The organism is Mycobacterium sp. 23 (genome assembly GCF_048287075.1).
Classification (GTDB): domain Bacteria; phylum Actinomycetota; class Actinomycetes; order Mycobacteriales; family Mycobacteriaceae; genus Mycobacterium; species Mycobacterium gordonae_B.
In genome coordinates, this window is record NZ_JBLVUX010000005.1 from 3,521,688 (window position 1) to 3,532,068 (window position 10,381).

Here is a 10,381-nt window from a genome sequence, read left to right on the forward strand (position 1 = left end):
AGCGCGACCTTACAAGCGGTCCGGGCCTAGATGACCTCTTTGGCGAACTGTGTCCGGGTGCGGTGCACCTGGTTGAGGAACAGCGCCGTGGCATGGGCCATGGCGCCCGCGCGCGGCCCGTCGAGCATGTCGAAGCCGTGGCCCGCGCCCGGCAGTTCGACGTAGCTGACCAGGGAAGCCGATACCGCACGCAGCCGTTCGACGAAGCTGCGGGCCTGCGCTACCGGGATCACACTGTCCCGACTGCCGTGAATCACCAAAAACGGCGGCGCATTTCGGTGCACTCGCGCGATCGGCGAGGCGTCCCGGAAGACGTCCGGGTGCCGCGCGATGGACCGCTGGACCACCACGCGCTCGAGGAACTGGACGAACCGCTCCCGCTCGGGGGTCGACCGGTCCTCCCAACAGTAGCGGCCGTAGATGCCGACCACCGCGTCCACCGAGCTGTCGGCACCGTCGGGCAGCTTTGCCTGGTAGGTCGCGTCGTCGTCGGTGAGCCCGGCCAGCGCGGCGAGGTGGCCGCCGGCCGAACAACCGGCCACGGCGACGAAGTTGCGGTCGCCGCCGAACCTGTCGACGTTGGCCCGCGCCCAGGCAATGGCGGTCTTGACGTCGGTGATGTGCCGGGGCCAGCGGTGGTGTGGCGAGACCCGGTAGTTGATCGCCAGGCAGACCCAGCCCTGCTCGGCCAAACGCGACATCAGGGCGGTCCCCTGCATCTGGGTGCTGCCGTGCACCCAGGCGCCCCCAGGCACGAAGACCAGCACCGGGGCGGGTTCGGCGGGCAGGTCCTTGCGCCGCCAGACATCGAGGGTCTGAACCGGCTGGTCGCCGTAGTGCACGCCGCGCCGGTGCAGGTACTTGCTGCGTCGCAGCGCCTCCCAGAACGGCGGCGTCGGGTTGGCGGCGGGCCACTCGGCGTCGAGTTCCTCCGGCGACACCGTCCCACGCAGCGCCGCGATCGACACCTCGTTGGTGCTGTCCCGCTCGCGGCGGCGCAGCTCGCCGCTGCCCGGGGCGAACCGCCCCTTGGCCGATGCGGACACCAACTCGGGGGCGAACCGCATGCCCCACAGGCTCATCGCGGCGACGGTTCCCAATGGCTCCAGGCGCTTGCCCACCAGCGGCAATGAAGCCCCGGCCCGGCTCATGGCCAGCAGATAGTCAGCAGGACCGGCCCGCAGCATCCTTTTGACGCAGGATTTGGACTGTCCAGTCGCCGTCATGCTGGGGAGCGTACCCCTACTGGCCGGTAGTAACCCAGCATTATCCGGTTGCATTCTCTTCCGGGATGCGCCGGCTCGTCAGGACAAGCCGCACGGCGTAGGCGAGCGCGCTGCCGGCAAACAACGCCGCGACCAGCAGCAGCCAGCGGCCCAAAAACGGCTGCTGGGTCTGGCCGGTTGCCGCATGGTAGGTGTCGGCGCCCTGCTCGATGATGCCCGGCAGAAAGACCAGCAGCGTGAGCCCGGCACCCAGGGCCGGGACGCGAATGTAATTGCGCACCGGGACTTTCGGTGACGGCGCCCGGACCCCGGGCAGTCGGGCTATGGCCGCGTCGGCCAGCGCGTAGAGCGGGAAGAGCACCAAGTCGTGGCCGATGACGGCCGCGGCCAACCACACCGCGACCGACTGCCACCAACTGCCCGGATTCCACAGAGCGGCCGGTCGCAGCGCGATCAGCACATAGCCCAGCAGCGCGAACCCGGCCACCATGGTCAGCAGATGCAACGGGTGAGCGCCGTAGTATCGTGCGAAAAGCGTTGGCCTGGCGATCATTTCAAGTCCGCCCGAAGTCGATGGCGGTCACCCACTTGGTGTTGTGCACACCGGGCAGGGCGGGGACGATGATCCGCGCCGGGTAGCCGTGATCCAGCGGCAGGTCCTCGCCGTTGACCCGCAGCGCCAGCAGCGCATCCGGGTCTGCGACCTGGTTGGCCTGCAGGAACGCCTCGCCGAATGCGCCGCCCCGCTGCAGCGACCGCACGTGCGCCGACCCGGGCGCCGGCACCCCCGCCAACCGCGCCAACTCCGCCAGCGGCACGCCGCTCCAGGTCTGCACCGTCGACCAGCCCTCCACGCAGGCAATCGGCAGCCGCGCGGTGCGTTGCGGCAGCCGGGCCAGCGCGGCGCGGTCCAGCACCACCTCGGCCGGCCCGCCCCGCAGCGTCAATCGCCATCCGGGGCCCACCGCCTCGGGCGTAATGCCGGCGACGGACGCGGTCTTGTTGACCGGGAAGTCCCGGCCCCTCCCCCGCGGTACCAGGAGTGCGACGCCGCGGGCCGGGCCGCCGAGGGTCTGCCCGACGGTCAGCACCGCGAGCAGCAACACGCCGGAGCCGACCAGCGCCAGTGCGCCGCGCCGGCTGACGGTCGGCGCGGCCGGCTCCTCCGCCACCAGCCCGGTGTCATCGGGTGGCTGGGCGCGAGTGCCGGAAACGTTGGTACGCAATACTTCTCGCAGCGGTATCGATCGCAGGCCGGTGATCATGTGGGGGATCTTGAGCGCGATGTGCATCAGGAAGCCGGTGATGAACACCCACGCTCCGAAGTAGTGCGCGTCGTAGAAGCTGAATCCGAAGATGTAGTCGTACTGGATGTTGAGCACGCCGGTGACGATCTCGAACAGCAGGCCGCCCACCAGCATCAGCAGCGACACCCGCTCTATCAGCTGGGCCAGGGACCGGGCCGGCGGCCAGGCGAACAGCTTCGGGATCACCGACCACAGCTTGGCCAGCACCACCGGGATGATCACCAGGCCCAGCCCCACGTGCAGACCCTGAGTGAGCCGGTAGAGCCAGGACGGGCGGGTGGGCCAGGTGAACAGCGGCAGCCGCAGCCAGCCGACGTCGGCGGGTATGGCCTGGCCCAGTTGCGGCCCGTAGGCGATGTAGGACAGCAGGCCGGTGAGCACGATGACGGGCAGGGCAACCAGCAGCGCCAGCCCGAAAACCGACGTCAGCCAGGGGCCGCGTAACGGGCTGGTGAAGCGACTCGCAGGGCTTTTCACAACGCTGCCAGCGTTGCGATCACCCTCCCGCCGATCATCCGCACGCCGGTAAGCGTAAGACCAACCTGCGCCGCAAGCGAGGCGGCGCTGTCCACGCCCACCGAGGCCCAGCGGAACCAGGGGCCCACCTCGCGTCCGGACTCCAGCCGGACCCAACGGCCCTGGATGCCGATGGCGCGGGTATCGAATTCGGCCACGCAGCGCCCGCCGCGTCCCAGCAACTCCGCGGCCCTGCCCAGGATGCGTCCCGGGTCGCCGCCCAGGCCGACGTTGCCGTCGACCAGCAGCACCGTCTGCCAGCGGCCGGTGCCGGGCAGCGGTTCGAAGACGTCGCCGAGTAAGGCGGGAGCGCCGCCGCGGCTGGCGAGTTGAATCGCGGTCACCGAGCGGTCGATGCCCAGCGCCGGTATACCCCGCTGCACCAAGCGCGCGACCAGGCGGGCCGGCCCGCAGCCCAGTTCGATGGTCGGGCCGAAGCACATCGCGGCGACGGCCTCGTCGAATGCCTCGTCGGAGGCTCGCTCACCGTCATTCTCGGCGGCGGCGCGGTCTGCGGCTCCCAGCCAGCGGTGGGCCGGGAGCGGACGCACCTCGCCGTCGTCGTGCCGGATCCAACAACGCTCGCCGACGAGGGCACGGTCATACAGATTTCCCAGCATTCGCACGCTCCTCGCACATCGTGATCGACCACGTTGCGCGAGCGCGCAGCGGCCACTGGCAAAACCGCGTCCACCGATCAAACCCATCGATACCCCGTTCCAGGGCTGGCTACACACGCCGTGTCAACAGTTACGCTCGGCGAACGCGAAAGTCCATGCCAGATATTCGGTGCCGGAGCGGGCCCAGATGGCCCGGGTTGGATACTGGATCGATGCCGGCCGCCACGAACGACATCGTGAATGACGAGGTCCACCCTGACTTGCGACGGATCGCGCGCTTTGCGCCGCGGCGGCTGGCCGGTCCGCGGCTGCTGCCGGTGATGCGGCGGGCGGCCAAGCTGACGAGACCGCGACGGACTCCCGCCGGAGTCGAGGTGCTGACCCTGGCGTCGGGCACCGGCGTTCGGTTGTACCGGCCGGCGGGGATCGCCGAACCGACTGCCGCGCTGTTGTGGATTCACGGCGGCGGATACGTGTTCGGTTCGGCCCAGCAGGACGACGCGCTGTGTCTGCGGTTCAGCAAAGCGTTAGGCATCACGGTCGCCTCGGTCGATTACCGGCTGGCGCCCGAGCATCCGTACCCCGCCCCGCTGGAGGACTGCTATGCCGCGCTGACCTGGCTGGCCGCCCTGCCCGCGGTGGATCCGGCGCGAGTGGCGATCGGCGGGGCCAGCGCCGGCGGCGGACTGGCCGCAGCGCTGGCGCTGCTGGCGCGCGACCGCGCTGCCCTCACCCCGGCGTTTCAGTTGTTGGTCTATCCGATGCTGGATGACCGCAGCTCGTCGGCGCCGCCGAACCCGAATCACCGGCTGTGGGATCCGAGGGCCAATGAATTCGGCTGGGTCTCGTATCTCGGCGGCGCGGACCCGGCGGTCGCGGTGCCGGCCCGGCGCACCGACCTGAGCGGGCTGCCCCCGGCGTGGGTCGGGGTCGGCACCCATGACCTGTTCCACGACGAGGACGTCGAATACGCGCGTCGGCTGGTCGAGGCCGGGGTGCCGTGCCAGGTGGAACGGATTCCGGGCGCGTTTCACGGGTTCGACCTTGTCGCGGCGAAACTGCCGGTGTCGCAACAGTTTTTCCGGATGCAGTGCGATGCCTTGCGGCCGGCCCTGTCCGGTCACATCGCGAAGTAGACGAGTTCGCCCCGGATCAGCGTCGCCGCCACCAGCCCCGCATCCAGCTCGGCCAGCACCGTGTCGGGTGGCTCGGACAGCACACAGAGGTCTCCCGGTTCGCCGATCTCGACCGTGCGCGGCCGGTCCGGACGATCAGACCAGCCCAGGAACATCGTCAAAGCCGTTCGTGCGGAGACACATTCGCCGGCATTGAGAACCTCCCCACTGGGCGTGCTGCGCGACACCGCGGCCCGTATCGCCGCCCACGGATCGCCGTCGCCGAACGGCATGTCGGTGGACAGCGCAACCGGGATATTCGCCCTGAGTAACGATGCGACCCGCCAGAGTTGATCCCGCTCGTGTGCGGGGACGTCGGCCAGGTACTGATCACCGCGCTCGGCAACGAAATTGGGTTGCGTCACCACGGTGACGCCGAGTTCGGCGAGGTCGGCCAGGTTGTCGTCGGGCACCACCGCGGCATGTTCGATACGGTCGAACGGGTGGCTGCCGGCCGCCCGCAGGGCCGCGATCGTGACGACCAGTTGCGCCGCGGTCACACAGTGCACGGCGACCGGTTGCCCGGACCGGTGCCGGTCACCGATCCACTGAATCAACTCGTCCAGGTCGAGACGGTCGTCGTGCAGGATCCTCTTGCCGGGCACCAGAACCTTGACGCCAGGCCGGAATTCGCCGCTGCGGTGGGCCATCATCAGCGACACCAGGCCTTCGACGTCCAGGTCGGGGGTCGCGTCGGTGACTCCGGTGACTCCGGTGGCCGTGATGCGCCGGCTCAGTTCGGCCAGATCGGTCTCTCTGCGTTGCAGCGCCTGCGACCAGGGGTCGGCGCTACGTAGCCGGCCGTCGGGATGACCGGCGAGCCCCACGCGTCCCAGCGCCGCGGAGTTGAGCATCCACAGCGCCCCGCTGCGGTGCTGGACACGCACCGGGACGTGCGCGCGGACGGCGTCCAGCGCCGCCCGGTCCAGCTCCCCGGCCACCGACTCGTGGTAGCCGACGGCGCGGATCCATCCGTCGGGTCCCGGAACCGCACTCGAAAGAGCATGCGCCAGTTGGTCTCTGGTGCGCACCGCGGGGGGCCCGAGGGACAGCGAGTCCAGCGCCGACGCCGCCGCGTGCAGGTGCACATGATGGTCGTGCAGGCCCGGCAGCACGGTGCCGCCGCAGGCGTCGAGCACACCTTCCCCGGGCCGCGGGGCCAGGCTCTGCCGCACTTCCTCGATCCGCGCACCCACCCGGATGTCGGCAGTCGTCCCGTCCAGCAGGGTGGCCCGCTTGATCAGCATGACCGGCAGCGCCTTTCGGTGACCAGGTGACGCACGGCATCGTTGTCGGCGCCCAGGACGGAGGCCGCGCCGTGCACCTGGGGCGCCGGCGGCGGGCACACCGGCCGGTCGGAGCACTGCGCCGGCCCCGACGGGCCGGCAGGCAACGCCGCGTAGGTCGCGGCAACCGCGGCCATGGCGACCTCGATGAGCTCGCCACCGCCGCGGTGCAGCGAGTCCAGCACCGCCCGGCCGGCCTCCAACCCGGTCAGCGGGTCGGCGATGGCGTCCCCGCAGAAAACGGGGCCGGCGCCGACCAGGCCGCCCGCCACCGCGGCGTCGTCGCCGAACGCCGGCCGCCGGGATCGCGACCCGTGACCGGTGATCCGCAACCAGACCCGCCCGGCCCGCGGGGCAATGTCGTCAGGGCCCAGCCCGCGGCGCGCCAGCGCGTCGGGCCGCGATCCCTCGATCACGATGTCGGCGACCGTCAGCAGGTCGCGCAACTCGCCGGCCTGCCGGTCGAAGTCCAGGCAGTAGGACAGTTTGGCTGCGTTGATCCAGTCGAAAAACCTGCGGTCGCCGGCCCGGGTGCCATCGGGCCGGGCGGGACTTTCCACTTTCACGACCGTAGCGCCCGCCCGGGCCAGCAACTGCCCACACAACGGGCCGGCCCACAGCGAGGACAGGTCGGCGACCAGCAGGCCCGCCGGTCCGTCGAGCGGCGCCGGCGGCGCCGTCCGGCGCACCCGCGGTGGCGTCGCGGCGGCCTCACCCAGCGCGGCCGCGGGGATGTCGAGCAGCGTCGCGCGTTCGACGGCCTGGGCCGCCGGCCGGCTCGCCACCCAGCGGTGCAGCGCGGGCCACGGGTCCGCTTCGACCGTGTCGGCCGACAGCAGCGCCGGGACGGCGGCGACGTCGTCGGGCCGGGACAGGGTGATCGCGCACCACCCGTCGCGTGCCGCCATCAGATGGGTGGCGCCGCCGGCCGACACCTGGCCGGCCCGGCCCAGTCCGAGCAGCCCGGCGCGCCCCGTCAGCCAACTGGCCGCGTCGGGAGCGAGTTGCCGGGCGTGTTCGAGCACGCCGGCGCGCGAGAAGTCGGGGGCGGCGCCGGGCAGACCAGTCAGATAGGCCAGGCCGCTGCGCCCCCACTCCGCAACCGAACTCACCCCACCATGGTTGCTCGCGGCCGGTGATCGGCGTCCGCGGGGGCCGTGGCTGCTAGATGCGGGAATGTGGCGCAGACCACATTCCAGAAACTATTAGGATGTGTTTACCGGTTTTTGATCAGAAGCCAGTTTGTTTTGAGCGGATTCCAGTTATCGTCGTATCGGCTTAGCCGATCAACATGACCGGGGGACTTGACACGACCTCTGTGGTCGTGACCTAGCGAGTGGGCGGTTCCCATGTCGTACGTGACTACATCACCGGACGTCCTGTCGGGCGCGGCGTCGAATCTGACGGGCCTCGGGGCCGCGCTGGAGCGAGCGAATGCCGCTGCGGCGTCCTCCACCACCGAACTGCTCGCCGCGGCGCAGGACGAGGTGTCGGCCGCCATCGCCGCGCTGTTCGGCAGCCATGGCCAGGCCTACCAGGCCGTCAGCGCGGAAGCCGCGGCCTTTCACGCCCGGTTCATCCAGGCCCTGTCCTCCGGCGCGAGTGCTTACAGCGCGGCCGAGGCCGCCGCCGCCTCCCCGCTGCAGCCGCTGATCGATCTGATCAACCTGCCCACCGAGACGCTGTTCGGACGGCCCCTGATCGGTGACGGCGCCGACGGGGTCGACGGGACGGGCGCCGCCGGTAAACCTGGTGGCTACATCTACGGCAACGGCGGCAAGGGCGGATCGGGCGCGGCCGGCCAGGCCGGCGGAGCGGGCGGTTCGGCCGGGTTGATCGGCCATGGCGGTGCCGGTGGCGCCGGCGGGAACTCGGCGACGGGTGCCGGCGGAGCCGGCGGGGCCGGCGGCAACGGCGGCTGGTTGTACGGCAACGGCGGCGCCGGTGGGGCCGGCGGAAACAACACCGGCGGCGTGGGCGCCGGGGGCCTCGGCGGGGTCGGTGGCACCGCCCGCCTGATCGGCAGCGGCGGCGCCGGCGGGGCGGGCGGATCCAGCGTCAGCGCCGACGGCGCGGCCGGCGCGGCCGGCGGCGGCGGTGGCCTGCTCTACGGCAACGGCGGTACGGGCGGAGCCGGCGGCAACGCCACCGGCACCGGTGCCGGCGGAGTCGGCGGTGCCGGCGCCAACGCCGGTTTGTTCGGCAACGCAGGATTCGGCGGCGACGGCGGTGACGGCACCCTGCTCGGCGCGGGCGGCGCGGGCGGGTCCGGTGGCAACGCCGTGCTCGGCATCGCGGGCTCCGGTGGCGCCGGCGGCGACGCCGCCGGGACGGGTGCCGGCGGGGCCGGGGGCATCGGTGGTAACGCCTGGCTGGTCGGACTGGGCGGGCACGGCGGGGCCGGCGGCAGCAGCGTCGGCGCCGACGCCGGGGCCGGTGGCGCCGGCGGGGCCGCGGTGCTGATCGGCTACGGCGGCAATGGCGGAACCGGCGGCATCAGCCTGGCCGGCTTCGGCGGCGCCGGCGGCGCGGGAGCGGCCGGTGGCCTGTTGATCGGCAGCGGCGGTGTCGGCGGTAACGGTGGCGCCAACCTGGGCGGCAACGGCGCGGGCGGCGCCGGCGGCGCCGGCGGAAACGCCTATCTGCTGGGTGAAGGCGGCTCCGGCGGGTCCGGGGCCAACAGTGCGAGCGGGGTCGGTGGTGCCGGCGGCGCCGGAGCCAACGGCGGCTTCCTGATCGGCACCGGCGGGTCCGGCGGCCACGGCGGCTCGACGACCTTCCTCAATGGCACCGCCGGCAACGGCGGCACGGCAGGCAATGCCTGGCTGTTCGGCCGGGGCGGTATCGGCGGCAGCGGCGGGAGCAGCATCAGCGGCCTGGGCGGTAACGGCGCTGCGGGCGGCAATGCCGGATTCCTGCTCGGCAACGGTGGCAGCGGCGGCAATGGCGGAGCCGGCGGCGCGGGCGGCGGCATCGGCGGCGGCGGCGGCAACTCCTGGCTGCTGGGCAACGGCGGCCACGGCGGGAACGGCGTGATCGGCGGCACCGCGGGCCGGGCCGGGTTCCTGATCGGCAACGGCGGCGACGGCGGCACCGCGCGGGCCGGCGCCAACGGCGGCCTGCTGTTCGGAGACGGCGGCAACGGCGGCGACGGCGGCGTCGAACTGCCTTCCGACGGTGGCGCCGGGGGCCGGTCCTGGCTGCTGGGCAGCGGCGGTCACGGCGGTGCGGGCAGTGCCGGAGTCCTCTCAGTCGCCGACGGCAACGGCTTCACCGGGGGCAACGGCGGCGCCGCCGGGCTCCTGTTCGGCTTCGGCGGCAACGGCGGAAGCGGCGGTGCCGGACTGGTCACCATCGCCGGGTCCGGCAACGGCGGCGCCGGCGGCGCCGGCGGTGATGCCGGATGGATCTGGGGCATCGGTGGAGACGGCGGCACCGGCGGAGCCGGCGGCAGCGGCACCTTCCTCGCGACGGCGGGCCACGGCGGCACGGGTGGTAACGGCGGCACCGCGCGGATCTTCGGCACCGGTGGCAATGGCGGCGCGGGCGGCAGCGGCGGCGACCACAACGTCAGCGCGGCCGCAGGGGCCGGCGGCCAGGGCGGCAACGCCGGCGGTAGCGGATTCATCTACGGCAACGGTGCCGCCGGCGGCGTCGGCGGCGCGGGCGGTGCCGGTGGGGTGGCCGCAACCGGCGGTGCGGGCGGTAACGGCGGCGCCGGCGCATCGACGTTCCTGCTCGGCAACGGCGGGGCCGGTGGATACGGCGGGGCGGCCGGTGACGGGGCCAACGCCACCGGCGCGGGCGCAGCCGGTGGATACGGCGGGGCCGCCGGCAACAGCGGCTTCATCTTCGGCAACGGCGGGGCCGGTGGCGTCGGCGGCGCCGGCGGCGACAATCTCAGCGCGCAGCCCGGTGGACCCGGCGGCAACGGCGGCGGCGGCGGAAACGCCACCTTTATCGGCAACGGCGGCAACGGCGGCGGCGGTGGCGGCGGCGGTACCGGCGTTTCGCCCGGAACCACCGGAACGGGTGGCGGTGGCGGCCGGGGCGGCTTCTTCGGCCAGCCGGGGACCACCGGATAGCCCGAAATATCCGCTCTGCGTCGGCGGTATCCGCGAACCGAAACGGCTGTCGGTACCGTGTGTCATAGCAAACCCGAGATTCGGTGCTCAGCCGGCCACTTGTCCCTCAACTAGATGTCTTCAGTGTGGCGCAGACCACTTTTTAGAGACTATTTAGATGATTTAG

At 72.3% G+C, this 10,381-nt stretch carries 8 protein-coding genes; 2 read left to right on the forward strand and 6 right to left on the reverse strand.

Features of this window, described 5'->3' with window-relative positions; all coding sequences use genetic code 11:
- Positions 1-26 precede the first annotated feature (26 nt).
- Genes ACNQS7_RS17565 through ACNQS7_RS17580 form a run of 4 tightly spaced genes read right to left on the reverse strand, consistent with a single transcriptional unit; the run spans position 27 to position 3,669 of the window.
- Complete coding sequence (locus tag ACNQS7_RS17565) at positions 27-1,226, reverse strand: alpha/beta hydrolase fold domain-containing protein (RefSeq protein WP_418013521.1); 1,200 nt, start codon at positions 1,224-1,226, stop codon at positions 27-29.
- A gap of 40 nt (positions 1,227-1,266) precedes the next feature.
- Positions 1,267-1,779 (reverse strand): hypothetical protein, encoded by a 513-nt coding sequence (locus ACNQS7_RS17570; protein ID WP_418013522.1) that lies wholly within the window; start codon positions 1,777-1,779, stop codon positions 1,267-1,269.
- Position 1,780: 1 nt separating this feature from the next.
- On the reverse strand, positions 1,781-3,010 hold the full coding sequence (locus ACNQS7_RS17575; RefSeq protein WP_418013523.1) for a molybdopterin-dependent oxidoreductase: 1,230 nt from the start codon (positions 3,008-3,010) through the stop codon (positions 1,781-1,783).
- Entirely contained in the window at positions 3,007-3,669 is a 663-nt protein-coding gene (locus ACNQS7_RS17580; RefSeq protein ID WP_418013524.1) for an SAM-dependent methyltransferase, read from the reverse strand. The genes ACNQS7_RS17575 and ACNQS7_RS17580 overlap by 4 nt, the downstream gene beginning before the upstream one ends.
- Before the next feature lie 233 nt (positions 3,670-3,902).
- On the opposite strand from ACNQS7_RS17580, the gene ACNQS7_RS17585 reads away from it, so the two are divergent.
- On the forward strand, positions 3,903-4,805 hold the full coding sequence (locus ACNQS7_RS17585) for an alpha/beta hydrolase (RefSeq protein ID WP_418016039.1): 903 nt from the start codon (positions 3,903-3,905) through the stop codon (positions 4,803-4,805).
- On the opposite strand, the gene ACNQS7_RS17590 is transcribed toward ACNQS7_RS17585, so the two are convergent.
- The gene (locus ACNQS7_RS17590; protein ID WP_418013525.1) at positions 4,790-6,091 is read right to left on the reverse strand and encodes an amidohydrolase family protein; all 1,302 of its coding nucleotides are present in this window, start codon (positions 6,089-6,091) and stop codon (positions 4,790-4,792) included. The two genes, ACNQS7_RS17585 and ACNQS7_RS17590, sit on opposite strands and share 16 nt — an antisense overlap.
- The gene (locus ACNQS7_RS17595) at positions 6,085-7,242 is read right to left on the reverse strand and encodes a CoA transferase (protein ID WP_418013526.1); all 1,158 of its coding nucleotides are present in this window, start codon (positions 7,240-7,242) and stop codon (positions 6,085-6,087) included. Before ACNQS7_RS17595 ends, ACNQS7_RS17590 begins: the two co-directional genes overlap by 7 nt.
- A 237-nt stretch (positions 7,243-7,479) precedes the next feature.
- Here ACNQS7_RS17595 and ACNQS7_RS17600 point away from each other — a divergent pair, with 237 nt between their 5' ends.
- Positions 7,480-10,215 carry a PE family protein gene (locus tag ACNQS7_RS17600; protein WP_418013527.1) on the forward strand — a complete coding sequence of 912 codons (2,736 nt, stop codon included), beginning with the start codon at positions 7,480-7,482 and terminating at the stop codon, positions 10,213-10,215.
- The last annotated feature ends 166 nt before the right edge of the window (positions 10,216-10,381 follow it).